General features: G+C 55.9%; 10 protein-coding genes. 7 read left to right on the forward strand and 3 right to left on the reverse strand.

All coding sequences use genetic code 11. The features are described 5' to 3' along the window. Positions 1-97 precede the first annotated feature (97 nt). From HP555_RS08190 to HP555_RS08215, 6 genes are all read left to right on the forward strand, one after another. The gene (locus HP555_RS08190; protein WP_199261409.1) at positions 98-1,036 is read left to right on the forward strand and encodes a class I SAM-dependent methyltransferase; all 939 of its coding nucleotides are present in this window, start codon (positions 98-100) and stop codon (positions 1,034-1,036) included. A 316-nt stretch (positions 1,037-1,352) separates the two neighbouring features. Beyond that, on the forward strand, positions 1,353-10,004 hold the full coding sequence (locus HP555_RS08195; RefSeq protein ID WP_199261411.1) for a cadherin-like domain-containing protein: 8,652 nt from the start codon (positions 1,353-1,355) through the stop codon (positions 10,002-10,004). Positions 10,005-10,066: 62 nt separating this feature from the next. Continuing rightward, positions 10,067-11,575 carry a TolC family protein gene (locus HP555_RS08200; RefSeq protein ID WP_233249113.1) on the forward strand — a complete coding sequence of 503 codons (1,509 nt, stop codon included), beginning with the start codon at positions 10,067-10,069 and terminating at the stop codon, positions 11,573-11,575. Beyond that, the gene (locus tag HP555_RS08205; protein ID WP_199261415.1) at positions 11,559-12,347 is read left to right on the forward strand and encodes an efflux RND transporter periplasmic adaptor subunit; all 789 of its coding nucleotides are present in this window, start codon (positions 11,559-11,561) and stop codon (positions 12,345-12,347) included. The genes HP555_RS08200 and HP555_RS08205 overlap by 17 nt, the downstream gene beginning before the upstream one ends. After that, the gene (locus HP555_RS08210) at positions 12,347-13,705 is read left to right on the forward strand and encodes an efflux RND transporter periplasmic adaptor subunit (RefSeq protein ID WP_199261417.1); all 1,359 of its coding nucleotides are present in this window, start codon (positions 12,347-12,349) and stop codon (positions 13,703-13,705) included. The genes HP555_RS08205 and HP555_RS08210 overlap by 1 nt, the downstream gene beginning before the upstream one ends. 8 nt (positions 13,706-13,713) lie before the next feature. Then, positions 13,714-15,795 carry a hypothetical protein gene (locus tag HP555_RS08215; protein ID WP_199261419.1) on the forward strand — a complete coding sequence of 694 codons (2,082 nt, stop codon included), beginning with the start codon at positions 13,714-13,716 and terminating at the stop codon, positions 15,793-15,795. 493 nt (positions 15,796-16,288) lie between these two features. On the opposite strand, the gene HP555_RS08220 is transcribed toward HP555_RS08215, so the two are convergent. Beyond that, the gene (locus HP555_RS08220; protein WP_199261421.1) at positions 16,289-16,750 is read right to left on the reverse strand and encodes an SH3 domain-containing protein; all 462 of its coding nucleotides are present in this window, start codon (positions 16,748-16,750) and stop codon (positions 16,289-16,291) included. 636 nt (positions 16,751-17,386) lie between these two features. Here HP555_RS08220 and HP555_RS08225 point away from each other — a divergent pair. Continuing rightward, the gene (locus tag HP555_RS08225; protein ID WP_199261423.1) at positions 17,387-17,758 is read left to right on the forward strand and encodes a hypothetical protein; all 372 of its coding nucleotides are present in this window, start codon (positions 17,387-17,389) and stop codon (positions 17,756-17,758) included. 158 nt (positions 17,759-17,916) lie between these two features. Here HP555_RS08225 and HP555_RS08230 read toward each other — a convergent pair whose 3' ends face one another. Both HP555_RS08230 and HP555_RS08235 read right to left on the reverse strand, forming a co-directional pair. Beyond that, positions 17,917-19,383 carry an NAD-dependent succinate-semialdehyde dehydrogenase gene (locus tag HP555_RS08230; RefSeq protein WP_269846837.1) on the reverse strand — a complete coding sequence of 489 codons (1,467 nt, stop codon included), beginning with the start codon at positions 19,381-19,383 and terminating at the stop codon, positions 17,917-17,919. A gap of 482 nt (positions 19,384-19,865) precedes the next feature. Next, entirely contained in the window at positions 19,866-20,741 is an 876-nt protein-coding gene (locus HP555_RS08235) for a transporter (protein ID WP_199261424.1), read from the reverse strand. Positions 20,742-20,906 lie beyond the last annotated feature (165 nt).

Consider the following 20,906-nt stretch of genomic DNA (forward strand, 5'->3'; position numbering starts at 1 on the left):
TACCTGTAAACTGCCACCCCATGCAACAGGAAGCTATCTGCACCGTGCTGTATAAAAGAACAGCAGCCTCTGATACCCAAAGGAGGGAAAAGCCGTCATGAAACAGTCTCTGCTCAGCCACCTGATCTGTCCCCGTTGTCTGCCTGCTGAGCACCGCCTGGCACTTGAAGAGGGATATGCAGCCGATGAAGACATCAAAACCGGCATCCTGATCTGCACACGGCACGGCTGCCGGTTTCCCATTGTTGACGGAGTGGCCATGCTTACTCCGCAGCCGTTGGCCGATCCTGCAACAGTCAACACCTATGAAACCGAGGCGGCTGTCTCTTCCTACCTGTGGGGACAGTACGGTGATCTGCTCGGGGAGGAGCAGGCCTCAACCGCCTATGCTGACTGGGCCGCCCTGATAGAGCCGCAGCACGGCATGGCTCTGGATGCCGGAGCAGCGGTGGGGCGTTTTACCTTTGAGATGAGCACCCGGTGTGATTTTGCCGTGGGTATTGACACCTCCCTTGCCTTTATCCGGGTTGCCCGACACCTTATGCACAAGGGGACGATCACCTTTCTGCTGAAAGACGAGGGACTGCTCCACCGGGAGATGACCATAACCCTGCCCGCACACTGGCGGCGGCAACAGGTGGAATTTATCGTTGCCGATGCCCTGGCCCTGCCGTTTCCCCGCAATTGGGCAACCATTTTTTCTTCGCTTAACCTGGTGGACAAGGTGCCGTCACCGCTTACCCATCTGCAGGAGATGAATCGGGTAGCCCGCGATCAAAACGCTCAATTTCTGCTTACCGACCCCTTTTCCTGGTCAGCAGCAATGGCGCCGGTCACTGAATGGCTGGGCGGCACACCTACAGGCCCGTTTGCCGGTAAGGGGCTTGCCAACATTGCCCGTCTGCTGCAGGGGTACCAGGGCGAACTCACCCCGGCCTGGCAGGTTGCCGAACCTGACCACCTCTGGTGGACCCTCCGCACCCACAGCAACCACTACGAGCTGATTCGCAGCTGGTATATCCGGGCTCACCGGTAGCCTGATCAACGCTGCTCCGGCGTTGACCGGTTGCTGCGTTCCTTCCTCTTGTATTTTCCCTTCCTTCCTTCCTTCCTGCCGCTGCTGAATTCATTTTGCGCAAAAAATAAATTTTTTTGGTACTCACGGATATTTGTGATAGCGTTTCTTAGTAGGAGGTGCTGCAGCAGAGCGACCGCGCGACACAGACACAGCACAGCTCTTCCTTTTTATTAGCAACAGCTGCTGAAAAAGAGCGGCAAAAAATTGCTCTCCTGCCATTTAGACCTGCTGTACGGCTCTGGTCAACAGGCAACTTTCCATCCAGGTACCCTACATGAACAACCCGCCAACATTTCGTCCCCGCGCCTGTACCCTTGCGCTTGAACCGCGTATCCTCTTTGACGGAGCCGCCATGGCAGCGGTGGATGATCATCTTGTTGCTGAGCAGCATCACTATGCAGCCGAGACGATCAACCACCAGGTCACCGAGGCGGTGACCAATCAGGCCGAGGTGCACACCGACCAAGAGGCACCACCCGATGCCGGTGCTGCCGCTTCTGCAACCCTGCTGCTCATTGACGGCAGGGTGCGCGATACAGCCACCCTGCTTGGTGATGTGCCGGCCAATGTTACCGCCATTGTGGTTGAGGCCGGTGAATCGGGTTTTACCGCCGCGGCCGCTGCACTGGATAGCCTTGGTGCAGTTGATTCGATCCAGATCATCAGTCACGGCACCGGCGGCGGATTTTTTCTGGGCAGTGATTACATCAACGCTGCAACCGTGGTCCAGTACAGTGATCAGTTGCAACAGTGGGGCGCCACACTGACTGACGGCGGTGATATTCTCCTCTACGGATGTCACATCGGTGCAGGAGCAGAGGGCGCTCTTCTTCTTTCTCAGCTGGCAGGCATGACCGGCGCTGATGTGGCGGCCTCGCTCGATGCAACCGGTGGAGTGTCTCTGGGCGGTAACTGGACTCTGGAGGTCAGCACCGGTTCCATCGAGGCCTTGCCGGCCATCACTGCTGCAGCACGCGACAGTTACCAGTACCTGCTGGCTGCACCGGTCATCACCGATACTATGACTGCAATTCGTACTGTGGCTGAAGATGAGCCCTTACTCTTAACCGGGCTGAGTGTAACTGATGCGGACAACGACACCCTCACCGTGACCTTCACCACGGATGCCGGAACCTTCCAGCTGGGAACAACAGCTGCAGGGCTGGATGATAGCAGCGGTGACGGTACTGGCACTCTCAGCTTTTCCGGGTCAGCCGTGGCGGTCAATGAGGCCCTGAACACCCTCACCTTTCAGGGACTGCCTGACAAAAACGGTTCGGCAGAGGTTACCATGACGGCGAGTGACGGTGAGAGTACGGTTGAGACCGTCATCGCCATTATGATCTCACCGGTGAACGATGCGCCAACCTGGTCCGGTGGTACCGGTGTTGAGGTTGCCGAAGGGGAGGAAGTCTTCTTCGACCCCGTTCAGCCACTCCCCGGCCTGGGGTTTGAGCAGAGTCAGCTTGGTCTGCGTGAGGTGGATAACTCCGCGAGCCAGGTTATCCTGAAAGTTACCCATTTACCGGGACAGGGGACCCTGCGGTTATCCGGTACAGAGCTTGCCGTGGGCTCAACATTTGCCGCCAGTCAGCTGGGTAGTCTAAGCTATACCCACAACGGTAGCCAGGTTCTGGCGAACACTGGCGACAGCTTCTTCGTGACCGTTGACGACGGTGCCGGAGGACAGCTTTTTGATCAAGAAGTTTCTATTACTGTAACACCGGTGAACGACGCGCCCAGTGTGACCGGCCGGGTGACGGTCATTGAGGGTGAAGCGCAGGTGAACCTTGTCGAGGGAGGCATTATTCCAGCCACCGGCAGTCCCCGGGGCAGCGTGACGGTGAGTGACCCTGATGACTCTTCTGACCGTCTGAGCTATGCGGTCACCGGTCTGCCGGAACACGGCACCCTCTTTTATGGAGGAGAACCCATTGAAAGTGCAGATGTTCCTTTTACAGTTGATGATCTCACCCTGCTTACCTACTCGCACGACGGTTCCGAGGCAAATGGTGTTCCCGACGGTTTTGATCTTCGTGTTACAGACAGCGGCGGCGGAACCGATACCCCGCTGTCCACTGTAGAGAGAGTGGTCATCGATGTGATCAACAATAACGATGACCCGGTTCTGGTGACAAACGTGCCCCAGACCATGCCCTCTGATCAGTCCATTCTCACCATTACCGGGGAGATGCTGAAGGTCGATGATGTGGATTCACCGGCCACTACCCTGACCTATACAGTCACCACAGCACCGGATTTGGCTGAGGGCTATTTCACGGTAGGGGGTCACCGCTTAACGGCTGGATCAAGTTTTACCCAGGCTGATATCGATGCCGGTCGGGTCGTGTATCACAACCATTCCAGCAATGAACATACTGCGGCACTGTCATTCACGGTGAAGGATGGCGATCGTCGTCTGTATCCTACTCCTCGGGATGGGGGCATCTATGATGACGAAACAGGCACCACCTTGACAGTCAACACCTTTAGTGTGGAGATCAACGAAAACTCTCCGGTTTTTGACGGTGACACACCCGGCGCAACTGTAACGTACAGTACGCCGACAGTCAGCGGCGACAACGCTGCAGTACTTCTTGAAAGCGGGTCTGTGGTTCTGACCGATACTGACCTGAGCGCCTCAGATCCCGCAGTTGCAAACAATAATCAACTCGTGTACCGGCTTATCTCTCTTCCCAAGAGCGGCACCCTGTACCTGGGCGATCGAGCCTTGAGCTACTCCGACAGCTTTACCCAGTACGATGTTGATCAGGGACGGATTCGTTTCGAACATGCCGGTGATGAGGTGTTCAGCGACCAATTTACCTATACGGTTTCCAACGGTGTCGCAGAAAGCAGCGCGCATGTTTTTCAGTTAAACATCACTCCGCAAAACGATACCCCAGTGGCCCGGGTGGGTGAGCGGGTATTTGGAGCAGAAGGAGCGATTATTCCTATCAATGCAGGCCATATTGTACTCACGGATGCTGACCGAGATGTTCCAGGTGCCGGGGAATATGCTGTTGACAATGTGCTCAGTTTTCGAATCACGGTACTCCCCGTCCACGGTGGCCTGTACCTGAACGACATGCCCGTTACTGTGGATACCGTGATCAGTGCTGCTGATCTGGCTGCAGGCGGGCTCGAGTATCGGCATGATGGCAGTGAAAACCATACTGATGCCTTTACCCTGGTGCCGTTTGATAACCAGGGAGTTGGAGAAGCTGATATCACTGCGACCAATCAGGCAAGTGTGGGCACACCTCTGATTGTTCCCATAACGCTGACTCCGGTCAACGATACACCTGAATTTGCGGGAAAACAGGATCTTACCGGGAGCAGAGCCGTACGTGAAGGCTCAACCACCACCATTTTGGGAGCGGCCGATTATTCCGGCGCCAACGGTGACGGCAGTGGGGATGCCGTCCTGCACACAGACGATGTGGGCTATCTGGTCTATCAGGATCCTGACAACACCACTGAACAACGACAGTACCGGATAACCACGGCCCCGGTCAACGGTGTGCTGCTGCTGGGTGGTACGGCGTTGTCCACAGGATCAGTGTTTACCCAGGATGATCTTGATGCAGGCCGGGTACAGTACCGGCATAACGGCAGTGAAACATCCTCTGACTTCTTCAATTATGTGGTTAGTGACGGTGATTACAGCGCCAACGAGACCACCTCGTTTACCCAGGGAACCCCCGCTGCTCCGGCTACCTATGTTATTGACATCCTGCCGGCCAACGACCCGCCTACCATCACCGTTTCAACCGGGCGACTGACGGTTGATTCGGCTGTCACTTGGGTGGATCTTCCCGAAATTACCCTGAAAGATCCGGATATCGCTGGTGGCGTGGATAGCGGTGAACGGGACTTCATACAGGTGCGGGTTGAATTCCTCGATGACCAGGAGAACCCGTATGGGGTGCTCAGCTTCAGCGATGATGATGTACCGACAGGGGTGACGATCATCGGTGCAACAGAGGGCTCCTCCCTTGTCTTTCAGGGCTCGCTTGCTGATGTCCAGGCAGCGTTGGGTCGCGTCCAGGCCAGGTTGGCAACTGATACTGACCCCAACAGTGATGCCTATGCCATCACAATCTCAGTTGATGACCGCCTTCGTGACGATGTTGGTAATCTGACCAATGGGGCCAACGGCGGCTCGGTCAATGAAAACGGGTCGGCAGTGGGTGATGAACACAACGTAGCCAGGACGACCATTCAGGTTCTTGCCTCCAGGGCCAACGACCCGCCGGTTATTACTGCACCGGACCCGGTAACTGTCCAGGAAGACATACGTACCCAGATCACCGGGCTGTCGTTTACTGATGTCGATACCTTTGACAGCAATACCACTACCCTTACCCTGTCCACCATGTCCGATCGTGAGGGGGAAATCTATTTCAGTGCTTCCGGTTCGAGTCTGCCTGCAGGGGTTACTCTTTATGCTGGGGCAGTGGGATCGTCGAGTATCACCCTCCAGGGGACAACAGCAGCCCTGAATGCAGCCTTAGCCACGCTGTACTACCAGGGGGCCACCGACTACAACGGCGATGATAGCCTGACCATTGAAGTTAACGATCACGGGAACACGGGTCAAGACGGAGGATCCTCCACAGCATCTGCCACAGTTGCTCTAGGCATTACTCCGGTGAATGATCCTCCGAGAGTGACAATGCCGGTGGGTGACCGCTATTTAACAGGTGCAGGAGTCTTCAACTTCACCGATGGTGATGCATTGGGCTTTGATGATCCCAGCGACATACGTCACACCTTACCCGACTTCGACCTATCATCTGATAGGTACACCATTACCCTGGAGGCTGTTGATCCGAACGGTGATTTCCATGGCCGTATTGAAGTGGCCACGACCACCGGTTTGGAAGTAGTAAGCGGTCTTAATACGGGTTCTGTCACCCTTACCGGTACCAAGGCAGATCTGGATGCAGCTTTGGCCACGGTCAGTTACCACCTGGATAATGCAAATGCCGATAGCGCCATCACTTTCCGCATGACTGTTGATGATCTGGGCAACGGTGGTACGGCCATTGGCGGCTCTGTAGGTTCCCTTACTGCAACAGGTGAGTGTACCTTTTATGTCACTGATACGAACGATCCCCCAGGTTTTGCAGATCTGGACGCGGTTTCCGTGAACACCTATGTTGAAAACAATGATCCGGTGGTCATAGACCCGGATGCCACACTGTTTGATCCGGAGCTGGACATGTACCCCAGCTGGTCAGGTGGCCAGGTAACCGTTCACCGCACTGATGGCCCCAACCGTGACGATGTCTTTGGTTTTACCGGATCTGGTGCAACCGGAATTAATCAGAGCGGCACCGACCTTCGCAACGGTACGACTGTAATCGGTAGCATCACCAATGCAGACGGTAGGCTGCACATTACCTTTAATGCGAACGCCACCGCAGACGTTGTTGATCGTGTGGTCCAGTCCATCACCTACCGTAATACCAGTGAGGCACCACCGCCTTCAGTGGAGCTGACCTTTACTGTCAACGATCAGAATTCGAATGATGACGGTGGGACGGCCGGATCAGGTCAGAATCAGGGAAGCGGCGGGCCAAAGTCTTTCTCACAGAATGTGACAGTGAACATCACGCCGATGGTTGACCACCCGGTCCTCTCCACTGGCAGTGAGATAGAGTATACCGAAAATGACCCTCCACAAACTGTGGATTCCGGTCTGACCATCACTGATCTTGATGACGACCAGATGGCACGTGCCCGGGTGGCGATCAGCTCTGGTTTTGTCAGTGGTGATGTACTGGCTGTTGATGTGAGCAACACAAACATCTCTGCTCACTATGATGCAGACACCGGTCTTCTCACTTTAGAGGGAGTGGATACGATAGCGCATTACCAGCAGGTACTACGTAGCCTGACCTATGCGAGTACGAGTGACGATCCCACCGATGATGCCACCAGCACCAGCCGCACCCTGACGTATACAGTGCAGGACAACGGATCCAGCGGCGCCGGCCCGGGTGAGGGTAGCACCACCCGGACAGTCAACGTGGTGGCTGTTAACGATGCACCGGTTGTATCCGGAGCAGAATCAACTCGGGTGTTTACGGAAAATGATCCTCCTCTGCCCCTGGAACCGGCTGGTTGGTCATTAAGCGATGTGGATGATACGCAGATGACGGAGGTGGAGGTACACATCGTCTCCGGCCGGAGTGATGACGATGTCCTCAGCGCTGAAGACACGGCTCTGCCTTCCGGATGGTCGCAGAATTACAATTCCATCACAGGAGTTCTGACACTAAGCGGACCTGCAGCAGATATTGCTGCGGTGATCACAGCGATGCAGTCTGTGACCTACTTCAACAGCAGCGAAGATCCGACAGTGGATGAGCGGGTCATCGAATGGCGGGTGCGTGATGCCAACAGTGATCAGGCAGGTGCAGAGTGGTCAAATGTTGTGGAGACCAGACTGCAGGTGATCTCTGTTCCTGATCCGCCGGTGGCGACGGATGATCAGGCTGTGATCAATGAAGATGACGTTTCAGTCAGCGGCAATGTTAAAACCAACGATTCAGATGTGGATAACACCAATGACGAGCTGAGCATCACCGGCATACGTCGTGGTACAGAGGCGCAGGGTGGAGTCATGACCGATGTTGCACCTGCGACAGACAGCGCCAACGGAACGGAAGTTATCGGGCTTTACGGTACATTACGTCTCGGTGCCGACGGCAGCTGGACCTACAGCCTTGATAATGACAACCCGATTGTCAATGCCCTTAAAACCGGAGACACACTGCAGGAGTACTTTACCTACGAGTTGACGGATCCCACTGATCTTCCCGATACTGCTCAGCTGACAGTTACCATCAATGGAGTCACCGACGGTGCCCCAACCATTGAGCCGGTGGATGAGAATGGGGCGGAGCCTGGTCATCTGACTGTTTTTGAGGCTGGATTGACCTCAGAGACCGATACCAGGGAAACCAATGAAGGCCACATTTCTCTGGCAACAGCTGATGGTTTAAGTACAGTTACGATCAACGGTACCACACTTTCCTTAAGCCAACTCCAGAACCTTGGTGATCATCCGGTCACGATTCCCACTGCAAATGGACTGCTGACGGTAACCGGGTTCACCCCAACGGCCGAGATCGGCGGCGTACCGGTGCGCGGTGAGCTGACCTACACCTATACCCTGCTGCAGCCGCCATCCACCCCAGGTGCTGATGCATGGCTGGAAACCGTGCCCCTGGTAGTGACGGATGCGGGCGGTGAAGAAGGACATGACAGCCTGATCATTCGTGTGATCGATGATACGCCCACTGCCGAAGACGATGTCAACAGCGTTGTGGAAGGGGTGGGCGATGAGATCTCTGTTGCCACGGGCAACGTTGTCACCGGAGGATCACCGGGCGATGTTGCTGACCGCATCGGTGCGGATCATACCGACACACCGGTGGTTGGGGTAGCATTCGGGGCAACTGTGGGAAGCGTGGGCACACCACTGTCCGGAGCGTACGGTGAGCTGTTGCTGGCAGCGGACGGCAGCTACACCTACACGCTGGACAACGGCAACCCGGTGGTCAATGCGCTCCGTTTCGGAGAGACGTTGACCGAAACCTTCACCTATACAGTTAGCGACCAGGACGGTGACCAGGATACCGCCTCCCTGACGATCACCATCCACGGCACCAACGATCCGCCCGTTGCACGAGATGACGGACCCTACGATATTCTGGAAGATACCCCCCTGGACAGCATCGATGTCCTGGCAAACGATACTGATCCTGAAAATGATCCGTTAACCGTGGTTGATGCGACCGTTGATCCGAGCCAGGGGAGTGTATCCATTAATGCGGACGGCACCCTGCGTTTTGTTCCGGCGCAGGATTTTCACGGCACCGCTGTTATCAGCTACACGATCAGTGACGGCGCCGGCGGCTTCTCTTCCGCCCAGGCAGTTGTTCGGGTGGCACCGGTGAACGATCCGCCGGTGGCGGTGGATGATTATGGCGCCTCACCCGACGGCCGCAGTGTGGACATCTCCCTGTTGACAAACGATTATGATGTTGACGGCGATCCGTTGACTGCCACCCATATTGCCGGAGTGCCTCTGCTCCCCGGTCAGTCGGTTGTTCTTCCTGAGGGAGTTGTGACCCTCCAGGCCGATGGCGTTGTGACCTTTGCACCCAATCCGGGCGTTCAGGGAACCGTGCGGTTCTCCTACACCATCAGCGATGGGCAGGGAGGATCAGCCGAGGGATGGGTCGCGGTACAGGTCACACCGGAGGCTGTGATTGTTCCACCGGCCCCTTCTTTACCGCCGCTTGGGGAGCCGCCGCTGTTTGGTGACCAGACTGCTCTGCCGGGTGTTTGGTTTGGCGAAGATCTGCGTCACGGTGTCATCCGCAGCTCTGTTGCCATGGGCCCGACCATGTATGTTCTGCAGGCTGTGGAGCAGGCCCAGGAAGAGAGTCGGGCTGATCAGTGGCGGAGTCTGAGCCGTCCCCAGGAGGTACAACCGGCGGAGATCCGGAGTATGTCCCTGGGCAGTGGTCTGGGTATGGATCCGGCAATTTTTGTGACGCCTGCCGTGCGGCAAGCACAGACCCAGGGCGGTTTCATTGATCAGGTTGTCCAGGGCCGGGTAACCCGACTCTCCCTGGGGAGTGATCGGTTGCTGCCGGTTCCTGATTTGGGCGCCTCTGACCCGCAGGAGCTGCTCCCTGCCGGCAAGTTGGTCGAGCAGGCGGGTGTTGACCGTACCACCGCCGAATCAGTACCGCGACCCGGCCGGGTTGCCGGTCTGGCGTCGCCACATCCAGCACCGCAGAGAGGTGCGCTGTCTTTTGGTGAACAACTTCGTGCTGCAGGGACGCAGGCACCGTTGACGATCGGTCGGGGCCAACCGGCTGCGACCTCTTCCAACCGATAATTTTTACTGTGTATTGTGCGATTATGAATGTATCTACCAGGTGTTCCTTCTTTCAGTTTCCCATGGTTCGCCGTCTGGTGAGTCTGTGCGGTGTTGCCCTGATAGTGAGCGGATGCGGTGCAGTGCAGCCGAAACCCTATACCGAGGATGAGATTAAAACCCGGGTCGATCTTGATCATCAGCTGATGTACGCCGACCAGGAACCGGTCACCAGACCGATCACCTTTTACGATGCCGGTGCCAGGGCACTGAAGTACAACCTTGATTATCGCCTTAAGCTGATGGAACAGGCCCTGGCCAGGGATCTCCATGATGCGGCGACCTATGAGATGTTGCCGAAGGTGGTGGCCGGTGCCGGTTATGTCAACCGCAACAACGATTTCGGCGGTCGTTCCATCGGTATTGAGGACGGGATTGAAACCCTGCGGCCCTCCACCTCCCAGGAGCGGGAACGTACGCTGGCCGACCTTACCTTTTCCTGGAATGTGCTTGATTTCGGTGTCTCCTATTACCGGGCCAAACAGAAGGCTGATCAGACGTTGATGGCTGAAGAGCGGCGACGCAAGGTGGCGCAGAATGTTCTGCAGGACGTGCGCAACAGCTACTGGCGCGCCCTTGGTGCGCAGCGGTTGGTCGGCCGGGTTGATGTCTTGCTTGACCGGGTCAACCATGCCCTGCGCCGTGCCAAACAGGTGGAAAAGGACGGTTTGATGCCCCAGGTTGAGGTGTTGGCCTACGAGCGTGCCCTGTTGGATGCCGTCAGCCTGCTCACCCTCCGTCGCCAGGATCTTGATCTGGCACGAGCCGAACTGACCGCACTCATGTCGTTGCCGCCGGGTATGCACTATACCCTTGCCGATGACAAAGAGCAGCCCCTGCCGTCATTACCGGTGAACCTGGAGACGTTGGAACGCCTGGCTCTGGAAAAACGACCGGAGATCATGGAAGAGTGGTACCGGAAACGGGTGACGGAAAATGACATCAAGGCCGCCAAGTTGCTGCTCTGGCCGAATTTTGGTGTGGATGCCGGGGTGCATTACGATTCCAACAAGTACAACTACAATGCCAACTGGGCCGATGTCGGTGCCCGCCTGAGCTGGAACGTGATGAAGCTGACCCAGTGGCCCGCCCTGGAAAGATCTTTAGAGCATCAGAACAAGACCGATGACTTCCGCCGTACTGCTCTGTCCATGGCAGTGCTGACCCAGGTCCGGATCGGTGCACAGCGCTACAGCCTGGCTCTGGCCGAGTTGGAGTTTGCCGAGGAGAGTCTGCGCGTTGATCAGCGGTTGTTAACCTATGCCCGCTCTGCGGCCAAAGCGCAGTTCGATTCTGAACTAGAGGTCATCCGTACCGAAGCCCGCGCCCTGTTGGCCGAGTATCAGCGGTATGCCTCCTATGCCAATGCCCAGGCTGCCTGGGGACGGCTGTATAACTCCATTGGTCTGGATGTACTCCCCGAGGCGCTTGAGAGTTCCGATGTGCACACGGTGTCCGCGGCCATAAAAAAGACCATGGGCCAGTGGCAATCCCTCACCTTTGCAGGTAGCCGTCATGACTCTGAAAAGTAAACAGTTTGTTCTTTCCGTCGCCGTGACCGTTTTGCTGTCGATTCCGGCCGCTGTCTGTGCACAGACAGAGCTCGGAGCCGGGGGGGTCTCTCCGGATATGCTTGTCAACCCTAACGCCATCCGGGTGCTGTTGAGTCCTGAAGTGGAAACCACCCTGGCCGCCCAGATGACCGGTACCCTGACCAGTCTGAACGCCACACTCGGTGGTTCGGTCAACAGGGGAGATGTACTGGCCGCCTTTGATTGTAAGGAGCAGACTGCCCGGTTACGCATGGCCCAGGCCGAACAGACCGCTGCCCGGGAAACGCTGACAACCAAAAAGCAGTTGCGCAAGCTCGATGCCGCCGGTGATCTGGAGGTCCTGCAGGCATCGGCTGCTGCTGAAAAGGCAGCCGCAGCTGTGAGTCTGGCCCAGGCCCAGGTGTCGCAGTGTACGGTGACCGCACCGTTCACCGGACGGGTTGCCAAGGTGCATGCCAAGGCCCATCAGGGGATGCAGGTCAGTGCGCCGCTCATTGATCTGGTTGGCAGCGGACCGCTTAAACTTCGCCTCAATGTGCCGTCCAGGATGTTGATGCACCTGCAGGAGGGCACCCCCTTTGAGGTTGATATCGATGAGACCGGTAAAACCTACCCCGCCAGGGTAACGGCGGTGAACGCCCGGGTTGATGCCGCGGCACAGACCGTGGAGCTGGAGGCGGGACTGGATAACCCGGCAAAAGAACTTCTCCCCGGCATGACCGGTGTGGCCCGTTTTTCCACAGCTCCCTGATGTCGATCAGTATACATACCGATACCGCGTCGCCTGATGCCGTGGCAACGGCGCTGGAGGCCCGTGCCCGTCGGGCCCTGTCTCTGGAGGAGCTGACCTTTTCCATTGCCAACGATGCCTTTGCCGCCCTGGCCTTTCGACAGGCACTTGTCCTTTCCAGTGCAGCCGGGTCTGGTTCGCTGCTGACGGTTTCCGGTTTGGCCAGACTTGGCGAAGACACCCCCTATGTACTCTGGGTCCACCGTCTGTGGCCCTGGCTGCGGCAACAACTTGCCGATTCTTCCGGCTGGCTGACGCTGGAAGAGATGGCTGAGGTTTTACCGCCCGACCTCAGACAGGGATGGGAGGAGTGGTGGCCGGGCGGCGTGTTTGTAGTAGCGTTACCCAGTCGCGCAGGCGATGTGCTCGGCTGGGTCTGTTTTCTGCCTGAACATCCACCGTCTCCGCTGCAGGAGGCGCTTCTTCAGCGGGTGGCCCAGACCTGGGGATACTGCTGGGAGATGCTCACCAGCAATCGCTCCGACGGTTGGCTGAACAGATTGAAAAAGACAGGCCGTCGTCAATGGATGGTGGCGGGCGTACTCATCCTTCTGTTACTGATCCCGGTGCGACAGAGTGTGCTGGCCCCGGCCGAGGTTGTCTCCCTGGATACAACTGTCGTGGCTTCGCCCCTGGATGGTGTTATCAAAAGCATGCACGTTCGACCCAATCAACCGGTCAGGAGTGGTCAACCGCTCTTTTCTCTGGACGATACAACGTTGCGCAGCCGCTGGGAGATTGTCCAGCAATCGGTGGCTGTTGCTGATGCCGAACTGCTGGCAGCCACCCAGAAGGCCTTTGACACTCCGGAGGGTAGAAGCAGTCTGTCGCTGTTGTCCGGCCGTGCCCAGGAAAAACGTGCTGAACTGGCAGCTATCCAGGCACAGTTGCAGCGTGTGAATGTCGCTGCTGAACGCGACGGTGTTGTTGTTTTCACTGATCCTGACGACTGGCTGGGGCGTCCGGTAAGCACTGGAGAACGAATTATGCAACTGGCCAATCCCGACAGACCCGGTGTGCTGATCCATGTACCGGCAGCGGAAGCAGTGGCCTTTGAGGTGAATGCGCCGGCCAAGTTGTTTCTGACCGTTGATCCGCTCCATCCGCAGAAGGCTGTCATCAGTGAAAGCAGTTTTCAGGCGGTGGTGTCACCGACCGGTGTGGCCGGCTATCGGGTGCGGGCCGAATTTATCGACACCACGGTTTCTGCCCGTCTCGGGTTGCGCGGAACCGCCAAGATCTATGGTGAACGGGTCCCGCTTGTATACGGCCTGCTACGCCGACCGTTGGCGACCCTGCGTGAGTGGACCGGATGGTGAGTTCTGCCATGCCGCTGTTGCCTCCCCTGCGACAGGATCTGCAGCTGCACCCTGTAGCACCCAATCGGGACGGCTCCCCAGCCTGGACCATCCAGGATCCGGTGGCCAATCGGTTTTATCGTATCGGTTGGCTGGAGTTTGCATGCCTGCAGCACTGGTCGCCGCAAGCAGACCGCATTGCTGCTGCGGTGGCAGCCTCGACCCCCATGCCGGTGGCAACTGAACAGGTGGAGGCCTTTGCCCGTTTCCTGGAACAGCATCAGCTGTTGCGTCTTGATGGCGAAGCCATGGCCCGTATGGCAGCCTCTGCCAGGGTGTTTACCTGGCACCATTGGCGCTGGTGGTTACGTCATTACCTGTTTGTCCGGATACCTCTGGTTCGGCCGGAACGTCTGCTCAGGGCGATGCTTCCTCTGTTGCGACCGCTGGCCGGCCGCAGTGGGCTTATCACCTTGGTCTTTGCCAGTCTGCTGGGCATTTTTCTCACCACCCGCCAGTGGGATGTCTTTATCCACAGTGTGGCCGGACTGTTAACACCGGCCGGCCTGGCTGGTTTTATACTGGCGATTATTGTCTGCAAGACCTGTCATGAGCTGGGGCATGCCCTGGTGGCAACACATTTTGGTGTGCGTGTCGGGCATATGGGAATAGCCCTGATGGTGTTGTGGCCAATGCTGTACACCGATGTCGGTGAATCGTGGAAGCTGCGTTCCGGCCGGCAGCGTTTGGCGGTTTCTGTTGCCGGGCTTGGCAGTGAGCTCGCCCTGGCCGGTCTTGCAACTCTGGTATGGGCACTGTTGGACGACGGCCTGGCCCGGCAGGCCGCCCTCTATGCCGCCACCACCGGATGGATTGTCTCTCTGGCCATCAACGCCAGTCCGTTTATGCGTTTTGACGGTTACTTCATTCTCTCCGACCTGCTCGATATTCCCAACCTGCACGAACGATCCGGTCTTTTGGCAAGACACTGGCTGCGTAATCGGTTGCTGGGCTGGCAAGAGACCGATGCCGAGTCTTTTTCCCGGCGGATGCGTTCTGGGTTGATCATCTTTGCCTTTATGACCTGGTGCTACCGTCTTGTCGTGTTTGCCGGTATTGCTGCTGCGGTCTACTTTTTCTTTTTTAAAGCCTTTGGTGTGGTCCTGTTTGTTGTGGAAATAAGCTGGTTTATCTTTCGGCCCATTGTCATGGAGATTGGTTTGTGGGTACGGCGTCGCCGCGAGATAGTCCGTGGTCGTCTGATGGGGATCATCTTGCTGTTGATGACAGCAGGAACGGTCCTGGCCTGGCCGTGGGCCTCTCATATCACGGCTCCGGCTGTGGCCCATCCCGGTCGTCAGCAGCTGGTGTTCAGTCCCTTTGCCGCGCAGGTGGTCCGTCTGCATCCACCGGGCCAGGTCCACGCAGGCGAGGTGCTGGCCTTGTTTGAGTCGCCGGATCTCGTTGCTCGAAATCAACAGAACAGGGCCCTGGTACACGGACTTCGGCAGAAGTTGGCCGGGATAAGTGTGCAGGCTGAAGAGATGGATCAGCGACCGGTGGTCAGCGAACAACTGACCATGCAACTGGCCGAGGTGGCAGCTGTGCAGGACGAGCGTAACCGGCTTGAGGTGCGTGCCGCCTTCACCGGCCTGTGGCTGGATACGGATCCGCTTTTACGGCAGGGGACATGGATCAGCCCGCAGAGCCGGATTGGTCTGCTGGTTGCCCCCCGGAGGTGGATCGTTGATGTGTACGTTGAGCAGCACCAAGTGGAACAGATCCGTATCGGGGCAGTGGCGATGTTTCATCCGGAACGCGGCTGGCAATCGTTTCGTGGTAAGGTGACAGACATCGAAACCAGTCCCTGCAGTCAGTTGATTTCGCCCCTCTTTGATGCCCGACGGGGCGGCCCTGTCGCCACACGGGAAGATGCTGTAACCATGGAGCCAGTGGATGTGCTGTACCGGGTTCGGTTGGAACTTGCAGAGCCGTTGCCGATCAACAGGGAGATCCGTGGCTGGGTTCGTATCGATGCTCCGGGAAAGAGCCGACTGGCGGAAATGGGTCGGCAGTTGTTCGCGGTTCTCATCCGGGAAAGCGGTTTTTGATCTGTTTGTCCTGGTGAGGTAACACTCCATGCAATCCGCACAGACCACATCCTTTAAGGAGGCCCTGCCGTCTCGCGAGCTTGTTGCAATCCGGCGTTTGAAGAGCAGATTCACACTACTGCTGCCGGGCCGCGTAAAAAGCTCATCTCATGTACCGGTTGGTCAAAGGGGATGGCTCTTTTATGTGCCTGTTGTCCGCCGGATTTCGGAGCAGGTCTGTCATGCCGGAGAGAGGTGTTGTACGTATGGGTCCGATTGTAAGCGGTGCCGGAGTATCATCGTAACAAGGCGGTCAATCGGGCAGGTACATGACAGACCTGCAGCCAGACAACAAGATCGTTTTGTTCACTCCCGGTTCGTTGTCGAACGTTGATGAAGTGCTCCAGTATGGGGCTGGCTTTTCACTGGCGGTAATCGCAATGAGCGTACAGTCTGTCAGGGTAAACGGATCCGTCTTTTGGGGCTTGGTAGCAGGCTGATCAACAGGGCTGTTTTAATGACCAAAGATTAAGTCGGTGCGTATCCAGCCAACGGTGGCTCCACTCTCGTAATACCCGAGTTTAACCCAGTTTTTGGCCCTTGCCTGGATAGTATAGATTTCTCCAAATTCCGCATTGGCAACAACGCTCCCACTCGTGTTGGAGGTGCTGCGGATGTTTGCCTTTTCAACAATGATGACCGCTGTGTCTATGTTGGAGATCAACGGTTTGTGGACCCAGCCGTTGTTGTTCTGCCAGTCTTTAAAGTACACCCAGCCGTTGCTTTCTTTGACTATTTTGATCGGGTAGCCAAGGGGAGCAATGAACAGCACCGGGCTGTTGGTGTTGGGCTGTTCACGAATATTGACCTGGTCTTTTCCGATACTTTTCGCATTGACCGATCCGGCCAGGCTGAAAATCAGGGGTGTCGCCAACAGGCAGGTACGCAGTATTTTAAATGGTGCAGTTTTGTTCATATTCATTCCTTTATCAACAAATAAAAGTTCAACGGTCAATTCAGATTGTTTGACGTTGTAATGGTTTGGTTGTGCTGCTTCTAACAGGTGTCATTTTGACACCTTGTCGTATATTTGCACGTCTGGCATAAAATTTCAACATGAGTCGGACAATAATATGCATCCTCCAGAAAGGTATCGGGGTGCGGGAGCGAAACAGGTCAGGCTGCCTGCATGACTGTCCAGGCTGCGTTCACCGTTGCGACGAAATTGTATTTAACCTGTCATTGTATCTGGTTACATAGTTTTTTTTGGATTATCTTGAAGAGGAGAAAAGAGCGGGTTTTTTTCAAAGACACGGTTTGTATACAGGTACAAACTAATCAGCCGGTTTGTGGATATTTTTACGGGATATCTTCCTGTTTTGAACACTCGCTTCTGTTGTCCTGGGAGCTCTGCTGAGACAGGTAAACGAAAAAATGATTCCGGCAGGTTCCTTCAGGTGGTAATGGCAGACTTTATTGTTCCGCGATTCTCTGGTTGCAGGTGAATTTTTGCTGTTGGTGGAGATTATTTTTAACGTAGATTTCACAAAAATAACAGAGTTTTGCCATGGGTTTTCATTTTTTTAGATCCTGTCGGCATACGTCGTCAGTGATGGTGTTTTTTTGGGTGCTGTCAGTTGTCGGCACTGCCTTTGCCGTCGAACAGTGGCGCACACCACAGCCTCGTGATCCGGAACGGGCGCAGATTATAGATGCCCTGCGTGCCAGACTGGCACATTTTGATCCACAAGCTTATCAGATGGTGTTTGTGGTGCGGGAGTTGTGCATCTCTTCCACCAAGGGCTGGCTGAGTGTGGATCCCCGTTCTGCTGATGGGAGGAGTCACTATGAAACGGTCAACGCCACTTTAAAGCGTCACCGGCAACAGTGGGTTGTGGAAGAGATTGCCTGTGGAGAGGAAGACTGCCCTCCAGGGACGGATGCCGAGGCGCTGCGTCGTCATATAGATCCGAAGTGCCCGTGAAAATACGTACCAGCCGGACCCATGGATGGTGCAGCTGTTGTTGCGTACAGAAAAATGGACCAGGAGTGTGACGTATACCGGTTGGCAACCCCGGGGCATTTTTGTAACTGGTATCAAGGGGAATAGTCGCTCTCTCCGGTTCCTGTCCAGAGCATATCCTACAAGCCCGCCAGCGTTACATATTTGATTTCCAGGTATTCTTCCAACCCTTCCCGGGCTCCCTCTCTGCCGATACCTGATTGCTTGACCCCGCCGAAGGGGGCGACCTCGTTGGAGAGGAGGCCGCTGTTCACGCAAACCATACCGGCTTCAATGGCAGAAGCTACTCGCAGTACCCGTCCGATGTCACGAGCGTAAAAGTAGGCGGCCAGACCGAACTCACTGGCATTGGCCATGGTAATGACTTCCTCTTCGGTGTGAAAGCGGAACAGGGGAGCTATCGGACCAAAGGTCTCTTCGCGAGCTATGCGCATCGATTGAGAAACATCGGTGAGAATGGTGGGCTTGAAAAACAGGCCGCCCAGTTGATGTAATGTGCCACCCACCAGCACTTTGGCACCTCCTGCCAGCGCATCTGCAATATGTGCCTGTACTTTGTTCAGGGCAGCCGAATTGATGAGAGGTCCAATCATGACTCCCGGCTCGGTGCCTATGCCGACTGTCATCTCCTGGACCCGGGCAGCGAGCTTTTCCGCAAAGACCTGATATACAGTATCCTGAACATATATTCGATTGGCGCAGACACAGGTCTGTCCTGCATTACGATATTTGGAGGCCAGGACACCTTCAACGGCTGCATCCAGATCAGCATCGTCAAAAACGATGAAAGGGGCATTACCACCGAGTTCAAGTGAAAGTTTTTTGATGGTAGGCGCTGACTGTTGCATCAGCCGGCGACCCACCGCAGTAGAACCAGTGAAGGAGAGTTTTCGTATCACCGGACTTTCACAAAGGGTCTGACCAACCTCCGGCACATGCGAGGCATCGCAGGGGACGATGTTGAATACACCGGGTGGTATGTCTGCCTGATCTGCCAGCACTGCCAGGGCAAGAGCGGTCAGCGGTGTGGCTTCTGCCGGTTTGCAGACCACGGTGCATCCGGCGGCCAGGGCCGGGGCTACTTTACGGGTGATCATTGCCAGGGGGAAGTTCCAGGGAGTGATGGCCGCACAGACACCAATGGGTTGCTTGATGGTCAGGAGCATGCGGTCGGCAAGTGGACTCGGGATGACACTGCCGTAGGCGCGTTTGCCTTCCTCAGCAAACCATTCTATAAAAGAGGCACCGTATCCGACTTCGCCTTTGGCTTCGGCCAGAGGTTTGCCCTGCTCAAGGGTAATGAGCCGGGCCAGGTCTTCAGCATGGATTTTGATACGTTCAAACCAGCGTTTAAGTATTGCAGCACGGTCTTTTGCGGTCAGCGACCGCCAGGCCGGCCAGGCCTGGTCGGCAGCCTTAATTGCTGTTTTGGTTTCCGAGGCACCCATGTCAGCCACCATGGTTATGGTCTGACCGGTGGCAGGATTGATCACCGGATAAACCCGCTGCTCATCGGCATCCTGCCATTGTCCGTTAATGTATCCCTGGTTTCTGAGTAAGGATTTTTCATGAAGCGGTATAGGCATGATACATTCTCCTTCAGGTCGGGGCTCAAGATGGACGATGTTCACGATCAGGTAGCACGGACAGGTTGACAAGAGAAAGTATACCTGATTGTTCTACGACTGTATGTACAATCTTATCTTCAAAGCGGTAGAAAAACTTTTCCGGCTGTCTTTGTTTGCTGTCGGGGTCAGGCAGAAACAAGGGCGCTTGCCGATGAAGCGTTTCCGATTTTTTCAGATACAGAAAGTCACCGCTGACCGGCGGATGGTGCGGTGGCGGTTCAGGAAAACCAGTGAAGCCTGAGCATGATCTGCGGGTTGTTTGCGGGTCACAGAAGAGATGGTGCAGGTGAGCAGGATGTTGTCACCGCATGGGCACCTGACAGGTATGTTGGGTCGCGGAAAATCGGGATGCGAAACACTTAAGTCCCAACAGGATACTTTGGTCGCAGCAGCTGTAGTGAACACCGCTGACGGTGTCAGCGGTGTTCAGGTTTTTGCGATCAGAAGGCGATCTTGACTGTCGTGGTCCATGTGGTGGTTTTATCGACGTTCTGTCCCCAGAAATCCTGCTGGACTCCCAGGTTGACCAGCCAGGTTTCATTGATCGGCATAACAAAGCCTGCCGTGACAGCCAAAACCTGCGCATCTGATTCATCTTTTAAATAATCATGGCTGTAGTTCAATTCCACTTCAGGCTGCAGCCAGGGGAGTATCTGATACCCCAGCGCCAGGTCGGCGTTCAGCGTTCCGCGGACATTTTCCCGCTTGTTGCCGATGGGTAAGGAAAAACCGATATCGCCGTTAAGGGTCCACTGTCCCCAGTCCTTGGTTGCGACCAGGGTCTGATCAAAGCTCCAGTACTCCTGGCTGGTGCCTATTTCATCCCGGTCCGAATCGCTGCCGACCGGAATGGTTACTCCACCGATATAGGCGATTTCCAGATGCCGGGCCTCATCGTTGAAAAAGCGATACCGGCCGCTCAGTTCAAGGTCGGTGAAATCTTCGCCGCGAAACGGTCCGAGCAGTTCAGCGTCTTCATCGTAGACGTTGTCATTGTCTTTGATCCAGCTGTAGCCACCGCTGATGTTGGCATCCATGTTCTCAATGAGACCTGCAGTGAATGAGAAACCAAGGGAACGTTCACGAAACGTACCGCGGCCGTGGGTATTACCGCTGCCGCTCCAGCTTCGGTCAGCGCGGGTTTGCGCAAAGGTGGTTTCGAACTCAAACGCTCCGGGGTCAACCGGAGAGGCGTCAGCAGTATTAATTTTACCGTGTTCAATCTCAAATGGCGCATCAGCAGCCTGAACCGGAAGAGTAAAGCCAAGCAGGCAGGCAAAGGCAACAGCAGCTGTGGTCGTGGGACGTGATGACATAGACAACTCCTTCATGAATGGTTGTTATTGTGCAGCAGGATAAAAAACGTTGTTGCGTTGATACATCGGCTGGTAGTCACATCTGTGCAGTGCATGATCACTTGACTTTCCTCTTGAAAAGATTTCAGGAAGAAGGCGTGTATGCACATGCTCAAACTGTCTGTT

The sequence above is a fragment of the Desulfobulbus oligotrophicus genome, from assembly GCF_016446285.1.
Lineage (GTDB): Bacteria > Desulfobacterota > Desulfobulbia > Desulfobulbales > Desulfobulbaceae > Desulfobulbus > Desulfobulbus oligotrophicus.

What these genes read in the sequence shown, in the direction of transcription:
- HP555_RS08230 (WP_269846837.1), bottom strand. Translation starts at nt 19,383, where the DNA reads ATGCCTATACCGCTTCATGAAAAATCCTTACTCAGAAACCAGGGATAC.
- HP555_RS08215 (WP_199261419.1), top strand. Translation starts at nt 13,714, where the DNA reads ATGCCGCTGTTGCCTCCCCTGCGACAGGATCTGCAGCTGCACCCTGTA.
- HP555_RS08190 (WP_199261409.1), top strand. Translation starts at nt 98, where the DNA reads ATGAAACAGTCTCTGCTCAGCCACCTGATCTGTCCCCGTTGTCTGCCT.
- HP555_RS08205 (WP_199261415.1), top strand. Translation starts at nt 11,559, where the DNA reads ATGACTCTGAAAAGTAAACAGTTTGTTCTTTCCGTCGCCGTGACCGTT.
- HP555_RS08235 (WP_199261424.1), bottom strand. Translation starts at nt 20,741, where the DNA reads ATGTCATCACGTCCCACGACCACAGCTGCTGTTGCCTTTGCCTGCCTG.
- HP555_RS08195 (WP_199261411.1), top strand. Translation starts at nt 1,353, where the DNA reads ATGAACAACCCGCCAACATTTCGTCCCCGCGCCTGTACCCTTGCGCTT.
- HP555_RS08225 (WP_199261423.1), top strand. Translation starts at nt 17,387, where the DNA reads ATGGTGTTTTTTTGGGTGCTGTCAGTTGTCGGCACTGCCTTTGCCGTC.
- HP555_RS08200 (WP_233249113.1), top strand. Translation starts at nt 10,067, where the DNA reads ATGGTTCGCCGTCTGGTGAGTCTGTGCGGTGTTGCCCTGATAGTGAGC.
- HP555_RS08210 (WP_199261417.1), top strand. Translation starts at nt 12,347, where the DNA reads ATGTCGATCAGTATACATACCGATACCGCGTCGCCTGATGCCGTGGCA.
- HP555_RS08220 (WP_199261421.1), bottom strand. Translation starts at nt 16,750, where the DNA reads ATGAACAAAACTGCACCATTTAAAATACTGCGTACCTGCCTGTTGGCG.